The 15,137-nt window shown below is 69.5% G+C and carries 12 protein-coding genes; 3 read left to right on the forward strand and 9 right to left on the reverse strand.

Annotated elements, in window-relative coordinates:
- Positions 1-71 precede the first annotated feature (71 nt).
- From ABT170_RS33780 to ABT170_RS33820, 9 genes are all read right to left on the reverse strand, one after another.
- The gene (locus tag ABT170_RS33780; protein WP_351873875.1) at positions 72-2,708 is read right to left on the reverse strand and encodes a hypothetical protein; all 2,637 of its coding nucleotides are present in this window, start codon (positions 2,706-2,708) and stop codon (positions 72-74) included.
- Between the two features lie 56 nt (positions 2,709-2,764).
- Entirely contained in the window at positions 2,765-5,365 is a 2,601-nt protein-coding gene (locus ABT170_RS33785) for an ATP-binding protein (RefSeq protein WP_351873878.1), read from the reverse strand.
- Positions 5,366-5,407: 42 nt separating this feature from the next.
- On the reverse strand, positions 5,408-6,019 hold the full coding sequence (locus tag ABT170_RS33790; protein WP_351873881.1) for a hypothetical protein: 612 nt from the start codon (positions 6,017-6,019) through the stop codon (positions 5,408-5,410).
- Complete coding sequence (locus tag ABT170_RS33795; protein WP_266815802.1) at positions 6,016-6,336, reverse strand: hypothetical protein; 321 nt, start codon at positions 6,334-6,336, stop codon at positions 6,016-6,018. Before ABT170_RS33795 ends, ABT170_RS33790 begins: the two co-directional genes overlap by 4 nt.
- Before the next feature lie 33 nt (positions 6,337-6,369).
- The gene (locus tag ABT170_RS33800; protein ID WP_351873885.1) at positions 6,370-7,479 is read right to left on the reverse strand and encodes a conjugal transfer protein; all 1,110 of its coding nucleotides are present in this window, start codon (positions 7,477-7,479) and stop codon (positions 6,370-6,372) included.
- Positions 7,476-7,760 carry a hypothetical protein gene (locus ABT170_RS33805; RefSeq protein WP_351873888.1) on the reverse strand — a complete coding sequence of 95 codons (285 nt, stop codon included), beginning with the start codon at positions 7,758-7,760 and terminating at the stop codon, positions 7,476-7,478. The genes ABT170_RS33800 and ABT170_RS33805 overlap by 4 nt, the downstream gene beginning before the upstream one ends.
- A 108-nt stretch (positions 7,761-7,868) precedes the next feature.
- Positions 7,869-8,804 carry a hypothetical protein gene (locus ABT170_RS33810; RefSeq protein ID WP_351873891.1) on the reverse strand — a complete coding sequence of 312 codons (936 nt, stop codon included), beginning with the start codon at positions 8,802-8,804 and terminating at the stop codon, positions 7,869-7,871.
- A gap of 1,080 nt (positions 8,805-9,884) precedes the next feature.
- On the reverse strand, positions 9,885-11,621 hold the full coding sequence (locus ABT170_RS33815) for a hypothetical protein (protein ID WP_351873894.1): 1,737 nt from the start codon (positions 11,619-11,621) through the stop codon (positions 9,885-9,887).
- A 1,092-nt stretch (positions 11,622-12,713) separates the two neighbouring features.
- Positions 12,714-13,457: a GntR family transcriptional regulator gene (locus ABT170_RS33820; RefSeq protein ID WP_351873897.1), complete on the reverse strand. Its 744-nt coding sequence runs from the start codon at positions 13,455-13,457 to the stop codon at positions 12,714-12,716.
- Positions 13,458-13,690: 233 nt separating this feature from the next.
- Between ABT170_RS33820 and ABT170_RS33825 the strand changes: the two genes are divergently transcribed.
- The 3 genes from ABT170_RS33825 (at position 13,691) to ABT170_RS33835 (ending at position 15,100) form a co-directional block, all read left to right on the forward strand.
- Complete coding sequence (locus tag ABT170_RS33825) at positions 13,691-14,341, forward strand: WhiB family transcriptional regulator (protein WP_351873900.1); 651 nt, start codon at positions 13,691-13,693, stop codon at positions 14,339-14,341.
- Positions 14,338-14,523 (forward strand): hypothetical protein, encoded by a 186-nt coding sequence (locus ABT170_RS33830; protein WP_351873903.1) that lies wholly within the window; start codon positions 14,338-14,340, stop codon positions 14,521-14,523. Before ABT170_RS33825 ends, ABT170_RS33830 begins: the two co-directional genes overlap by 4 nt.
- 376 nt (positions 14,524-14,899) lie before the next feature.
- A complete protein-coding gene (locus ABT170_RS33835) occupies positions 14,900-15,100 on the forward strand; it encodes a hypothetical protein (RefSeq protein WP_266815810.1) in 201 nt (66 codons plus the stop codon).
- Positions 15,101-15,137: the final 37 nt, after the last annotated feature.

The following is a 15,137-nucleotide window of genomic DNA, read 5'->3' on the forward strand; positions in this document are numbered from 1 at the left end:
GTCGCGACCGGGAAAAGTGGGGGAAAGGGCCGGAGGGCGGGGATGAGCTGGGGCTGCTCATCCCCGCCGGGTCAGGGCCGTCGACGGGGCGGCCCCGCCGGCCGCGTCGCCCTGCGGATGGCCCGGGGAGCCGGCGGCGCGGGCGGCATCGACGGCACGGGCGGCGCAGCGCCCCCGCCGGGACTCGGGGAGGCACTCACCAACGACGTGGGGATGGATGCCGGCCCTGGTACCGAAGGAGAGGTCGACCTGGTCGCGGAGGACGACCTAGTTGCGGATGACGGGCCGCGTCCGGGGACCGGGGGAGCGCTGGCAGCCGCTCGCGTACCGGGAGGGTTCGACGGGCGCGGTGCGGCACCCATCGGCTGAGCCATTCCGAGCTGTGCACTGGCCGCGTGACGGCCCACGAACCGGCCTGCCGTCGCCACATTGCGGGCGTACTCCTGGCGGAACGCGGAGGCGCTGTCGACCCTGGCAGTCACCCGGGCGCCGGCCCGGCTCGACGAGGCGGCCAGCTGCCGTCTGACGGCACCTGCGCGTGCGGTCGCCGCGGCGCCACCACGCTTGGCGGCCGCGATGCCCCGGGGAATCCCGACCGGTGCGCCCACGGTCGCGAGCGTCGCGAACTTCGTTGCCTTCCAGCCGAATCGTGCGGTCGCGGCCGCACCCTTGCCGGCCATGAGGGTGGCGCGCCCGCCGCGGGACTGAGACATCTTGTTCGACGCGGCCGTGGCGAGCCGACGGCGCAGGGCCTGCTTGGCGGCACCCTGGGCGGCGACCTTCGCCGCGGTGGCGGCGCCACCGGTGCCCACCGCAGCCGCGGCGTTGGTAGCCAGGCGGGCGGCGGAGCGCAGGCGCCCCCCTCCCTTACCGCCGCGCTGGGGCTTGCCCATCCACATCTGCTTGGCGGTGCGCCCGGCCTGGCCGAGGGGCTTGGTGACCTTGCGGGCCTCTCCGCGGGCCTCGCCGAACAGCTGCTTAACCCCCGGGGCGGTCTCGGCGTACCGGCCGAAGGAGTTGAACACGCTCTGACGGCTGCCACCGACACGGGCGTTGGCCAGGCGCCGGTTCAGGTTGACGCTGACCTGCTTCGCCGTCTCCTTGATCTTCTTCTGGCCGACGAGTCCTGCGACTGCGGCCAGATCGAGGCAGATGAACTTGGCGGCGAGGATCTCGCCCGTGTTCGCGTCGAGCAGCGCGACGATGACGACGATGAAGATCGCGAGGAACAAGATGGCGAGGATCACGCCGAGGATGGCTTTGATGATGGCGGAGACCCAGCGCCACAGCACGCCCCGGCCTCCGCCGGGCAGGATGCCGGCCGCCAGGGCCCAGTGGCCCTTCATCGCTTCGAAGGCCAGCCAGCCCTGCGAGACCAGGAAGGTACCGGTGACCAGCACCATGAGGACGGAGACGATGATCGCTGCGAGAGCGACGAAGGCGGCCGAGAAGGTCATGTCGGCGGACGCCTTCTTCGCGTCGCCGTCCTCGACCTTGCAGACCTTGGTGAAGTGCTCGCCCGCGTTCTTGAGCTGGGCTGAGTAGGTGGCTGCACCGGTGGGGTTGATTCGATTGGCTTCGAAGAAGTCGATGCCCATCTGCTCGTAGTTGTATTTGACCAGTGACGCTTCGGCGAACGCCTTCGAGCACTTGGGGTCCTTGAACGTCTTGCCGTAGAGCATCAGATGTGTCGGCTTGACGATGAAGGCGTCGACCAGGGCGTCGGTGATCGGCTTGGACACGTCTTCCGGCTTGGCGTCGCCCCCAGGGTCCTGTGAGAGCACAACCGCGCTGACCTCGAGCGAGAGGTCTTTGGCCTGGCCGATCAGGCCCTCATCGCTCAGCAGCATGGTCGAGCCGCCGGGCGACGGCCGGTCATGAGTGCCGAGCAGGACCTGCGCGGGCGAGAGCAGGACGGTGGTGGCGATGGCGGCCACGACCAGGGACATGCCCGCTTCGGCGAAGCCGCGGCTGCGGTTCTTGAACAAGATGTGCCAGGCCGCGTACAGACCCGAGAAGAGCAGGAAGAGACCAGGAAGGCCCAGGCGGTTGATGACCTGGTCCCGCAGGCTGGTGGCAATGTTGTCGGCAGGCTCGACGAGAATCTTGGCGAGGCCGAAGTTCAACGCCCAGTCGATCAGCCAACTGGCGAATCCGACGAACCACTTGGCGATCCCGAAAAAGAGCTGAGACAGCAGATTCCAAATCTTGAGATCGATGTCGTTCCAGTCGCCGGTGTCCGCGTCGACGCTGTACGCGGAGATCGGGACGCCGTCCTTGTCCTTGACGTTGAAGGGCTGCAGCAGTCCGTTGGAACCGTCCGCAGGTGACTTGGTGAGGTCCTTGATCGGCCTGTCTTCGTCCCCGGGCTGCGGGGCAGAAGGCATCAGCCCGGGCCGCGGCTCCATGGGGTTGTAGGAGTCCTCGGGCTTCGGCTTCGCGGCCGGCTTGTCGTCGTTGCCGCCGCCGTCATCGCTGTCGTCGCCCTCCTTGCAGTACTTGTACTGGGCACTGTCCTTGGGCAGTTGGTCACACGGGTCGGCTTTGTCCCCTTCCTTCTCGTTGCCCGGCTTCGGCTCTGGATTCGGCGTCGGCTTGGGCGTTGGCTTGGCGTCCGGGGCGGTGGGCGCAGGGCCGGGCTGCGGATTGGGGACTGGGTCAGCGGACGCGGCCGCAGCGGTCAGGCTCAGCAGCAGTGCCAGGGGCACAGCGATGAACCAGATCCGCAGGGCGCGCCGGCGTGGCGCGGCGCGGGAGTCGGCTTTCATGCCAGTGCCCCTTCGAGCGGCACTTCGACGGCCGGCTCGTCCTCGCCCATCTGGCCGCCGGGGGTGGTGTGGATGGCGTCCGCGGCATAGTCGTCGGCCGGGATGAGCACCTTCATGCCCGCGATGCGCTTGCGCAGGTCGCGGTAGAGGCATTCGCCGGCTCGGAGGCCGCGCTCGGCGTCGGAGACGTTGAGGGGGCTCAGATTCTCCGTGATCAGTTTGATCATTTCGTCGTCGGTGGGGTCGAGATCGATGAACTCCAGGCACCGGGCGGCGAGGGTCTTGGAGCGGTGGCGGAAGACGAAGATGTGGGACAGCAGGGCGCGGATCTTGTCGCCGAGCTCGTTCTTAGGCCCGATGTCGTACGGGTCGTGGCTGCCCGCGAAGGCGCCCGCACCGTGCTTGCGGCCGTCGGCGATGATCTCGAGCAGCAGGTTGGAGCCCTCCGCCGACGAGGTGAGCCACCAGCACTCGTCCAGGAACACCCCGGTGAACTCATTGGAGTTGGCGAAGGCGACTTCCCGGCAGAGCGCGGTGATCAGGTACATCAGGCGCCACCCGAACCTCTTCTCCACCTCCAGGCTGCGCAGGCGGTGCTCACTGAGTTCCTCCTTGGTCGGCAGGCCCAGGCGGTCGACGGCGAAGACGATCGAGTCGGCGTTGGTGATCCTCACGACCGGGAGGCTCGGGTCGAAGATGGTGCGGCCGAGGTCCTTCTTGGCCAAGGCCCGCATCTTGCGGACGAGTTCGGAGGCGGCCGCGCGTACCGCCGCATCGTTCGGCTCTTCCGGGTCGGGGGTCTTCGCTCGCAGGGCGAGGTTGGTGATGAGCGTGGTCATGGACGGGTTCGGGCCCGTGCGGGTGGTCGCAATCGACTCGGACAGGGTGACGCCCTCGACCGACATGCTGGCGATGTCCAGCAGTGGGGTGAGGAAGGACTCGCAGTACCGTGCGGCGCGCGGGCCGCGGAAGATCCTGAGCGGGTCGAGGGAGACCCCGGCGGTCTCGTCGACGCGGATGATCTGCGTTTCACCCGGGCAGGCCAGGGCGAAGCGGGTCCATTCCTGCTGCGGGGTTCGGTCGATGACGAGGGCACGGCCGCGGCTCTGGGCGTGGCCGGCACGGTGGCCGGTGGACAGGATGGAGTACATCGCCGTCTTGAGGCCCACGCTCTTGCCCGAGCCGAGCTCGCCGACGAAAGCCGCGCTCGCCGAGGCGTTGACGCGGGGGCCGTGGCTGAAGTCGATCAGGACGGGTCGCACGCCACCGCCGGAGAGCTGCAGGCCGTACAGCGAGCCGGTGTCGTCGCCGAGGCTGGCGCCGCTGAAGGGGAGTGCCATGGCGAAGTCCCTGGCCAGCAGGTACTGGGTGAAGTCGAGGAGCGGCTTGGGGGTTTTGGTGCCCGGCAGCATGGCGTGGAAGAGCGGCACCTGGTCGCCGACGGGGCGGGTGAGGGTGTAGTCGTTGCCACCGAAGTGGTGCTGCAGGGAGGAGGCCCGCTCGTTGGCCTCGTCCGGTGTGGCGCCCCAGACGCAGGTGACGACCGACGCGCGGATCTCGACCTCCGTGGCTGAGGAGGTCAGCCGGTCGCGGTACTCGTCCAGCGAGAAGGAAGCCTTGTCCAGGCTGGGCGGCACGCCGGCGGTCTCGCCGTCGTACTCGCCGCGCTGGTGGGCGAGTTCCCGCTGCTGCCTGCGTGACTTGGGCTCCGCCTTCGAGCCGGCCTCGATGTTCAGCCGGACCGCCCAGTCGACGGGGAAGCCGAAGTCATCCAAGGCGGCGAGGTACTCCGAGCCCGGGAAGCGGAACGACTCGGGCATCTCTGCCAGGACGCTGAACGCCTGGTAGCTGCTGCCGTGTTCGGTGGTCACCTTGGCGTAGCGGCGGGCGAACGGATTGGAGGGGCCTTTGCGGCTCTGGCCTCCGCGGCCGCCCTCGTCCAGGATGACCTGGGTGTGGGCGGCGACGGTGTGACCGCGTCCGCGCAGGCTGCGGGGTGTCCCCTCTTCCGGGAGCAGCGGCTCGTCGAGTCCGCGGCGTGCCGCGTGGCCGTAGATCCACAGGATCTCCGCTTCGGTGGCGGCCTTGAGCTTGATGCCGGACGGCCACGCGGCGGCGATCCGGTTCGCCTGCTGCAGTCGGTCGGATTCCTCGCCTGCGGTGACGGGCGGGACCGCGAGGCCGAGCGCGGACATCACCTCGGCCTGGGTGGAGGAGACGACGGCCCGAGCGGTCTGCTTGAGGTCGAGATGCGGCAGGGGTATCGCCAGGAAGTCGACACGGCCGGTGAGCTCAAGTCCTTCCAGTTGGTCGAGGACCTTCAGGGACAGGTCGACGTACTCCGGGCTCTTGTCCCAGTCCACGCCGGCAGTCATGCGCTGCACGACCGCGGTCGCATCGACCTGCGGGCACAAGCTCAGGAGCAGGGCCTCCCCGCGCAAGGACTTGAAGAGCGCTTCGAGCGCGTCGAGCCGCTCGCGCTTGGTGGACTTCGAGGCGTGGGTGTAGTTCTCGGTGTCGACCTTCCATACGCCCCACGTGGCGGCGTTGGTCGTCCAGATGAGGTGGCCGCTGATGTGCCGGACGGGGAGACGCATGGCTTGAAGTCCTTTGCGGGTGAGGCGCGCAGGGCGGCGCCGCTACGAGCGGGGGTGCTGGTCCTCGAGCGAGGCGAGGAGGCTCTGCAACTGGCTGCGTCCGCCGGTGCGCGCCGCTGTGGCCTGCACGGAGGGAGCCGCAGCGGCCGATGCGGCCGACTGCGTGATGGCCGGGGCCGGCCGACGCACCGGCCGGACCGCCGCGGGCTGGAGGCGTGGCGCCGCCGCGGGAGCTGCCTCGCCGGAGGCCTGGGCCCCGGCGACCCGGACGGTGCAGGTGGTCCGTGCCCACTGGGGACGCGGCTGTCGCTGCGGATGGCCGGCAAGCCGGCCCCCGGACGGAGCCGAGGCGTAGATGAGAAGGGAGCGCAGAGCGCGCGCCGGGTCCCGGCCGTCGATGCGCGCGTAACGCAGCACCCAGGCCAGCCCCCACGGGAGCACGATCATGATCAGGATGTTCGCGAGGCCGAAGTGCGCCCACAGGGTCTGGGTCAGAGCCAGGCTGCCGAAGACGACGACCATGGTGACGATCTGAGTGATCGTGTACGGGCCTCCCGGGAGCCGGCCGGCCCCCGGGAGTTTGCCGATGACGAGCGGGTGCCTGCGGGCGCGCGTGTAGGAGTGACCGATGAGGTCTTCCTCGGACGCACTCACAACAGCGCCGTGACGTCAGCGTCGGCGCCGGGCACCTGCGGGGCGACGCTGGCCGTGTCCTCGATCTCCGAGCCGACCTTGGTCTGCAGGGACGGCAGGTTCGCGATGCCCCACATGACGAGGGCGCCGAGGAGGAAGGCAACGAGCGTGGCGACCCAGGACTTGGTCTTCCAGTACGCCGTCGCGACGGCGGCGAGCACCATCACGCCGACGGCCAGCTTGATCAGCGTTCCGATCTGGTTCGTCTTGAGGGTGGCCCAGTCGAGCAGGTCGCCGGCGAGGACGACGGTGTTCGGGTCGGCCGTGAGCGTGTGCATGAACGTTTCCTCTTTCGGTGATGGCGACGTGGGTCAGCTGCCGGCAGGCGATGCCGAGCCACTGGGCGTGGTGGGAGCCGGGGGAGCAGAGGGCGGCTTCGGAGCGCTGGACGGCTTGCTTGCCGCGGCGGTGGCCGGGGCGTCCTCGAGGGAGGAGACCTCCCACCGCCCGGCACGCGAGGTCAGGCCGAGCGCGTAGGTGAGCGGGAAGCTGTTGCCGTCCACGTCGATGGCGTCGACGGAGACCAGAAGACGTCGCCGCTCGCCGTCACCGGGGACCTTCGTGGAGGCGCTGTCGCTGGAGTTGTCCCGGATGCCGGTGACCTTGATCGAGGCGTACGGGGTCGGCACGACGGGGGAGACACGGACGCCGGGGGAGGTGTAGCGGTCCAGCTCGCCCTGACCGGCCACGTATGCCGTGAGGAACGAGGCCGCGGTGTCGGACGCGGGGTCTGAGGTTCCGCCGCCGCGGGAGGTGGGGTAGCCGAGATCCCCGGGCTTGAGCGCAGCCGGCGCCGCGACCTGCGCCGGCAGGGAAACGGCGGTGTACCCGGTCGTGTCGCCCGAGCCGGTCGATTGCACGGCGACGCGGAAGTACTGAACGCCGGCGTCGCTGTAGCCGCCCTTCTTGGCCTTCGCCGCGACATTGACCGCGACGGTGACGGACCAGTAGCCGGAGGAGACCTCGCGTGCTTCTATCACCTGGGTGCGCAGGGCACTGCGGGTGCCGGCTGGGTGTGTGAGCGCGACGCTGCCCGCGTAGTACGGGGCCAGGTTCTTCTCGCTCCCCTCTCCGGCCTCCAGGTAGGCGCCGATGAACAGCTGCGCGAACCCGGCAGGCCCCGTGGAGGCACTGGACTGGACCGTGGGCGCCGACTTGGGTGCGCTCTGCGCAGGAGCGGACGAGCCGAGCAGGGCCATGACTCCGATGAGCGGACCGGAGGCGATGAGTGCCCAGGTGGCCACGCGGGCCAGGCGCGCGACGCCGGCGAGCCCCGCGGTGCTGGTCTTCCACCCGGCGGCATCCGGTGCTTCGTAGCCGTCCTGCTCGGCCGGCACCGGCGCCGGCTCCATGGCGTCGACGGTGGTGTCCTCGAGCCGCTCCTGCTGCGTGCGACGGGCCTTGCTACGTGATCGCTTCACGACACGCTCCGCTCGGCCCGAGCCGTAAGGAGCTCGGCGATGCGCGACTTCAGCTGCTCGGGGGTGCGCGACACCAGTACGTCCCATGACTGGAGTGCGGGTTCCGAGTCGTGGTCGAGGAAGTGGCGCATCTGCTCGTGCACCGTGCGGTCGAGCGGGTCGCGCACCAGGGCGGTCCCCAGGCGGGTGGCGGTGATGCGGGCCGAGGCGACGCGGGTCTCGTCCTCGTCCGCAAGCGAGTCAGCAGAGCGGTCGGGGCCGGTGATGCGGGCGGCAGTCATGGGGTGCTCCCGTGAAGTGGGTGGTCGAAGGCGAAGAAGAGGCCGAATGCGGATCGCCCGTAGAGGTGTGGTTTTGGGCCGCCGTGTGACAGCCGGGGCAAAAAAACTTCAGGCCGCCGACCGGGTCGTACGGAGCGCGGCCTCGCGCAGCGGGCGGACGGCGCGGCTGGCCCGCTGCCGCAGGCGCGCTCCCTCGTTGCCCATCGACCGCCGGGTGCGGGCGCTGTGGCCGGGAGTCGAGGAGGCGTCGAGGTAGTAGCTCGAGATCCGCCGGGCGTCAGAGATCGTCAACGCCTGGATGTCGACCGCCCACATCACCAGGGCGAGCAGTTCGGCACGCGGGTCGTCGGCACTGAGTTCCGGCTCGTCGCGGCTGACGAGCTCCAGCTCGACGGCGCGCACGAGGCAGTCGGCGAGCTGGGCCTGCGTCGCCGGGTCCGGGTCCTCGGAGGGCAGCAGTGCCGCCGACCGGTCGCCGGCCAGCGGCAGCAGCGCGTCCCCTATTTCCCGCAGGGCCGAGCGGTTGTCGTAGTCGGCGGCCAGGGTCTTCTGCGCCAGGACGAGTGTGTCCATCGCGATGTTGGCGAAGACGCCCCGCGGACGGCGTGCGATCGGGTAGGTGCCGATGACCTCGAACAGGGCGCTGAACATCGACGAGACGATGTCGTCCCAGAGAATCCCGTCGTGCTGCTGCGTCTTCGCCATGGACACGGCCTTCGGCAGCATCACGCGTGCCGCGGTCCGCCAGGCCAGATCGCGATCTGCCCCGGCCTCCTTCGCGCGCTGCAGCAGGAAGAGCATCGACTGGTCGTGCTGCTCCCAGGCGCCACGGCGGTAGAGGCCGGAGATCTGCCGGACCACGTCCTGCGGCGTCTGGGCGCCGGCGAACTGGGGGTGCTCGGACGCCCAGCCGGCGACCTGGTCGCTGGCGCGGACATCGTCGGAGAGGGATACCCAGTCGGCGTTCAGGCTCCGCAGGGTGCTGGAGCCCTCGTCCGTAGCCGAGGCGGAAATGGTGCTGAGGGGGCTGCTGTAGTGCGACATCCGTGACCGTCCTTAGTCATCCGATGGGAATGCCGCTGACGATCTTTTGACCCCCCTTGTCCGCGGTCTGATCACGAGCGCGGACGACAGTGGTCAAGGAAGAACACGGTCGGAGGGCGCCGCGGAGCGCACCCGGACAAGGGGTGCGGTGGACGTGCGCGTACGGGCGCGCGAGGTGGACAAGGGGTGCGGTGGACGTGCGCGCACCGGTGCGCGAGGTGGACAAGGGGTGCGGTGGACGTGCGCGCACCGGTGCGCGAGGTGGACAAGGGGGTGCTCGCCGCGCGCGCACCGTGCCCCGGCCATGGCGCGCGGTGCGGTGCGCTTGCTGCGCGTTGGTGGAGGGCGGTGCGGAATCTGTGCGTGCGCCTCGCGCACCGCAAGCGCACGGTGCCGGACGATGACCCGCGCCCACCGGTCGGAACCCCGCCTGTCCCACACCGCGGCACGAACAGCCAGCGCAGCCACAGCGTGAAAGTGCGCCGCTGATTGATAACACGGCGTGACGAACTGGGATGCGCGCGCAGCGCCGGCGGCTGTTCGGAGAGCGACGGCCGTCCGGCTGCTTTTCTAGCTGGACAAGGGGCAGATTCGGCCGGTTGCCAACCTGGTCAAGGAAGAACGCGACAGGCAGCAGAGGTGGACAAGGGGTGGGGGCCGAGCGATTCAGATGCTGGACAAGGGGTGTCGCGCCGTCTCCGAATCAGGATCAGACTCCTCCGGAATTCCCTCGGACGTGACCTTAAGTCACCATCGGGACGTCGCCGAGCCGTAGCCCAGAAGCCTTCCCTCTCCTCGTCCGCATCGCTGGTTCTGTCGGTGCGCGCGGTACGCCGAGCAGGAAGTGCGCCCGACCGGTGCGCGTGTCAGCGCGCACCTGGTGCGCCCCTTCCCGGGCATCCGGTGCGCGCGCGTGCCGGCCGTGCGCGCACCTCTGCCGGCCGTGCGCGCACCTCGCACCTGACACAAGCGCACTTCGCCGCGCACCGTGCGCGGCGCCGCACCAGACGGCGAACGAAGAGCGGACGACCGAACCCCGGTGCGCGCGCCTCCCGCTCCGCCCCGCGCGCGGCTGCCTGATCACCCGGCCACCTCGACGCTCAGTTCCTTTGCCCGGTGCCGCGCGCACACCGGGCGGGTGGGGATCGCCAGCCGATCGCAGGACTCCCCGCGCCACCCGATGCACTGCGCAGGAGGGTCGGCGCTCTCCGGCTCCTCGGCGCTCGGGGCGTGCGACTCCCGGCACGGCATGCACAAACGATCAACGAGGGCTGGGCCCACCAAGTTGATCCTGCAGCCGCAGGTCCGGCAGTCCGCGCGGACCGAAGCGGACGGGGCCGCCGCCGGAGCAAGCTCGGATACCGGGCGCCTCGGCACTGGCGGAGCGCACCAGGGGCACGCTGCTCCAGGCCCGCCCAGTCCGTGATCGAGGCACAGCCCCAGCTCGATCCGTCGGTCCCGCTGACGCTGATACCGCCGCGTGGCCAGTACGTCGGCACATGCGGCGCACCGCTCCCCGCTCGGCCACATCACACCGGTTTCGCAGGACTGATGACCGCAGCCCCAGCGCGGCAGCGCGACACCCATCAACCACCGGGCAGGGTCTCCGATTTCGGACATCAGCACACCCGCGAAGCGGTCGTTCAGACGCTGGCGGAGCCGGTCGGGTTCGTATCCCAGATCGAGCTGGCGTCCGACCTCGCGGGCGATCCGCCGCTGCATGAACGTGTTGGCGCGTTCGTAGAGCACCCGAACGGGCTCGAGGACCTCGGTGATCCGCGGGTGCAGTGTCAGAGCTGGGCCGTCGTAGCGATTCCGGTGCGCTTGGCCGTTCTGCGTGGGGGAGCCGGTTCGTTCCTGGCCCGCGCGCAGCGCGAAACCTGCCCCGAGCCCTTCATCCGCAGGCTTCTGGAGCGAGTTATCCACAGCCGAAGCGCCCTTACCCACCTGTACTTCGCCTACGGCGGGTGAGACAAGGCGGCGTTCGTCATCAGGTCGGTCAGTACTCTGGTCTTCCCTAGTCGCGAGCGATCCTTCACCAAGTTGCGGACCCGATCCCTCATCAAACGACGAAGAGGGATCGGCCGCGGCTTCGGCCTCCGCGGCGGAAGAGACGTCGGCCTTCGGCGCCGGGGGCACGTCGTGAGCGATGAACTGATGCCGCCCGTGCGCCCCTGCCCGGCGCAGAACCGTCACCCAGCCTGCAGCCTCGAGCGCGTCGATGACCTTGCCCGTGGCCGTCACGGACAATGCAGCTCCCGCGCGCGCACCGGAGTGGTGGTGCAGGTAGCCGGCGAGCTCTGGCTCGGTGAGCGGAATGCGCTGGACCTGGGCGAAGCAGAGCACCGCGAACGCCCGCAGTTGCCGCGGGGACAGGTCTTCGCAGGCGGCGACAGGCAGCCAGATGAAGAGCTCGTCCCGGCGCATCGGGCGCACCCGACGCCGGGCTGTCGTCCCGGACCCGCCCGGCAGCGAACGCCGCTGGTTGAAGGGAAGTTCGACCACCCCATCCGGTCCCGGCCTGCGCAGCTGCGCGATGCCACGCTCGACAGAGGAACACGACAGGCCGAGGTAAGAGGCGAGAACGGTCGCTCCCGCGGTGCAGCCTTCCGGACGCTGCCCGAGCGCTTTGATCTTCATGTAGACGGTGAGCGCCACGTCCTCGTAGTGCGCGGATTCCACCAGGCGCATCGGCACCTTGACGCGCTGGCGCCGTACGGCCCTGTTGCCGCCGGGTAGGCAGGCCGTTCCCGGGGCCTGCTCCGGCACTGCCGGACCGGGTGGATCGGTTGTGGCGAAAAGCAGAGAACTGGACACGCTTCCCCCGGCGCGCAGCCAGCGGGGTGACGACCCGTCGACGACGCGCTTCGAGTTGCCGTCCCCTCCGGGACGCGGAGAGTACGGCCTTGCAGATAGGACCAGGGGCTCGGCTGCGGTCAGAGGGGTGTCGACCCCGGCGGGGTTCAAGGCACGCGATGTGCCGAAGCCCGCCTGCTGACAGTCGGCGTGTGCCGTGCAGCAGAGCGCGAACAGCCCTTGGCTGAGATGCGGAATGCAGGGGCAGAGCCCCTTGTCCGGGTCTGTGGCCGAGGGGGCGGATTCAGCTGGCGCGGCCCGGCGACGGGCACAGCGGATCAGCTGCTGTCAGCAGGCTGCGGCTGCGAGCCGCCTTCGCCCACGGCACAGAACCGCGCAAACAGGCCACACCTGACCTATCAGGAGAAAAAGCTGTCACGACATGTGACGCCGAGGTGACAGTTGCGGGGCGAATGGCCGAGAACGGTGCCCTTGGAGGGCTGCTGAGCTGACAAAAGCCATGGCGGTGCTGCAAGATGTACTCCGTTCACTCTGGTTCGCTCCAGAGATGAATGAGGGCCTTCGGGCCTGAGGCCTTTCGGGGCCGTTGCTGCTGGGAGGCAGTGATCATCCAGACCAAGCGGTCTGGCTCTTCGCTCGAACGGAGCTGGATACTCCGAGAGAGCGGTGAAGGCCGGCAGAGGAGCTGCTAACTCCGAACCGGCGCGGAAGGGCGAGGAGCGCTCCCTGCTAAGGGGGCGCCCGCCCGGACTCTCTACGACATGCCGCCCCCCTTGATGAGGGCGATGAGCGATGAGCGCGACGAGCGATGTCCGCACAGCAAAAAGCCCCGGTCCGTCGGCGTCTTGGACGCACCGCGGAAGCCGGGCTGACTGTGCAATTGCGTGTGGGTGCGGGTACGCTCCACCACGAGACACCGCCTTACTCGGTTCTCGAACTCGATATACGCCCTCGGACTTGCTCAAGGTCCGGGGGCATCGTGTTGTCAGGGCTAGCAGTAGATCAATCGATGGTCACCCTATCCCCAACGGCAACGGAAGTGCACAGCCTGTCGGCGGACCGGTACAGACCGCGCGTCGCGCTGATCAGCGGTCACTTCACGCCAGACTCAACACAGTTGGGTACATCGCCGGACCAATCGGTCAAAGTCACTCTATCTGCGCGAATATTCATGAAATCACAACTCCGCGCCTGTTCTCCGCTGTAGCTCATCCGGCGGACCGAAAGTGCCACGGCGGTGCGTGACTTGAGCAGCGCCGACTCGATGTCCGTGGCCAGGCGCGCCGAGGTGGTGTGCTGGTGTGCCGTCTCCGCCAGGCCGGCCTCGGTCATGACCGCTGCCTCGTCGACGAGATCCGCCTCCAGGAGACGCCGGGCGACGTCGGCGATGCCGCGGGGGATGTACATCTCGCGGATCGCCCAGGGGGAACCGGACCTGCTCAGGACGCTCTGCCGCAGCACCACGCTCGTCTCCGGCGGCACACCCAGTGCCGCCGCCACATGGTCGGGCGCCTTCTGTACTGCGGTGGCCACCGCCTCGACAGTGTCGCCGGCCTGCTCGAGGACGGGGTGGACGTGGCCGTGCTCGTCGATGCGGGCCTCGAAGGCGGCGGCAGGGGTCAGGATCATGTAGCCGACCTTGGGGAGCCGCCTGATCAGACCCTCCTGCTCCAGGATCTCCATGGCCCCGATCAGAGTCTTGCGCGCGCAGCCCAGGTGTTCAGCGAGCTTGCGCCCGGACAGGACCGTGCCGGGCGAGCGGTCGGGTTCGCCGCTGTAGATCTCGGCACGCAGGCTGTCAGCGAGGCTGCGCCTGTCGGTTGGGGTCAAGGCCATGCGCACATACTGCCGCACGGGCAAGGGCCGGGATGAGCAGGCCTGGACTGCTTTCGCCGGTTGCCTCTTGACGAGATCCGCAAAGCAATGCACCATCTGGACTACGTGGAGTACCCCAGGGAGTCCAGATCCGTGTGTTCCACGCAAACGGCCTCCGAGGGATAGAGCCCTCGAAGGCCGTGGTGGAGCACGCCGCCCCTTCCCTTTTTCCGTCACGAAGGACAGACGACGCAATGACCAGCATGACAGCCGCCCGCCCCACGCAGGGCGCCACCGACCAGATCCGCCTCACCGACGATGTCGCCCGCGAACTCGCCTCCTCCTACCCGGTCGCCGAGCTCGCCGGCGCCGGCTACCTCGCCTTGCCCGACGGACACGCCGTCGCCGGCCAGATGCGCGAGCCGCAGCTGAACGACGCCGTCCGGCAGTTCGGGCGCTGCAGCGACACGAACGACGTGAACGCCTTCTACCAGCGCGAGGAGGAGCAGGACGAGGAGTGGCGCGAGCGCCGCGAGCGCACCATCGCCCAGTACTGCGCGCCCTGCCCGATTGCCGCAGCCTGCCTCGAGCTCGCACTGCGCTACCCCGAGGAGCCCCGGGACCTGGCCGTACGCGGCGGAGCCACCGAGGAGAGCCAGCTGGCCCGCGTGGCCGCCGAGACCATGAGGCTGTCCGCGGCTCGCGGCCGCGACCGTGCGCCTGGCGAGCAGCGTGCCGAGCGGCTGACCGCGGCCCGCGAAGTCCAGACCCTGGCCCGTACCCACATCGGCCTCTCCGTCGAACCGAAGTACCGGAACAAGAACCACGCAGCCACCCTGGCCGCGGTCAGCCGTCTCAAGGAACTCCAGGGCCAGCACCGGCGCGCGACGGGGTGGGCCGCATGACGGACCACACCACACCGCATGGCGGCGCCCCCTCCGAGATCGCCCAGCTCCGCGCCCTCAACCTGCGCCTGATGCAGGCCCTGCAAGCGAAGTCCGAGACGCCGATGGTCCTCGTGCCCATCCCGCAGACCGGAACAGAGCCCACACCGGCCGCGCTCGTCGGCATCCTCCTCGCCCTGTAGCGCCAGGCCCGCATCGAGGCCGACGCCTACCAGGACTGGATCCGCCAACCGGCCCCTTCGCCGGCCACGGACGCAACCGCCCGCAACACCGAAGCGGCGCAGGCCCACCCCGGCAACCGCCCTGGCCGCCGGCACTCCCTCCCGGCTGCGCCGGAGAACGAGGCGGCCGAGCACCACCCCGACGCGAACGGAACCGGCTGACGACCTGCGCACACGAGGTCAGGACCACCTGCTCCGGGCGCTCGCGCTCCCACCACGCCGCAGTGAGGACAACCCCCGTGTTCCCGATCCTCTTCGGACACGAGCAGCAACCGCTGTACTACTGCGCCTCATGCGGAGGCCACTACCCCTTCCAGTACTTCTGCGAGTAGCCGCCATGACTCCCACCGAGAACCAGAGCAGCCGCCAGCACAAGCGCGGAATCCACAGCGGACGGCTACGCCGCCCGTCCACCTGCCAGTTGAGCATCGCTGCCAGCCTGCTGGCCCGCTACGGATACAAGGACCAGGCCGACGCCCACAACAACGGGATGTGCGCCCGTCTGTACGCCCTCGGACGCAGGACGGCCGCCCTATGAGCAGCCCGACGTACCCGCCGTTGGACAGCCCGATGGC

Origin of the sequence: Streptomyces sp. NPDC001787 (assembly GCF_040297465.1) — a bacterium.
Classification (GTDB): domain Bacteria; phylum Actinomycetota; class Actinomycetes; order Streptomycetales; family Streptomycetaceae; genus Streptomyces.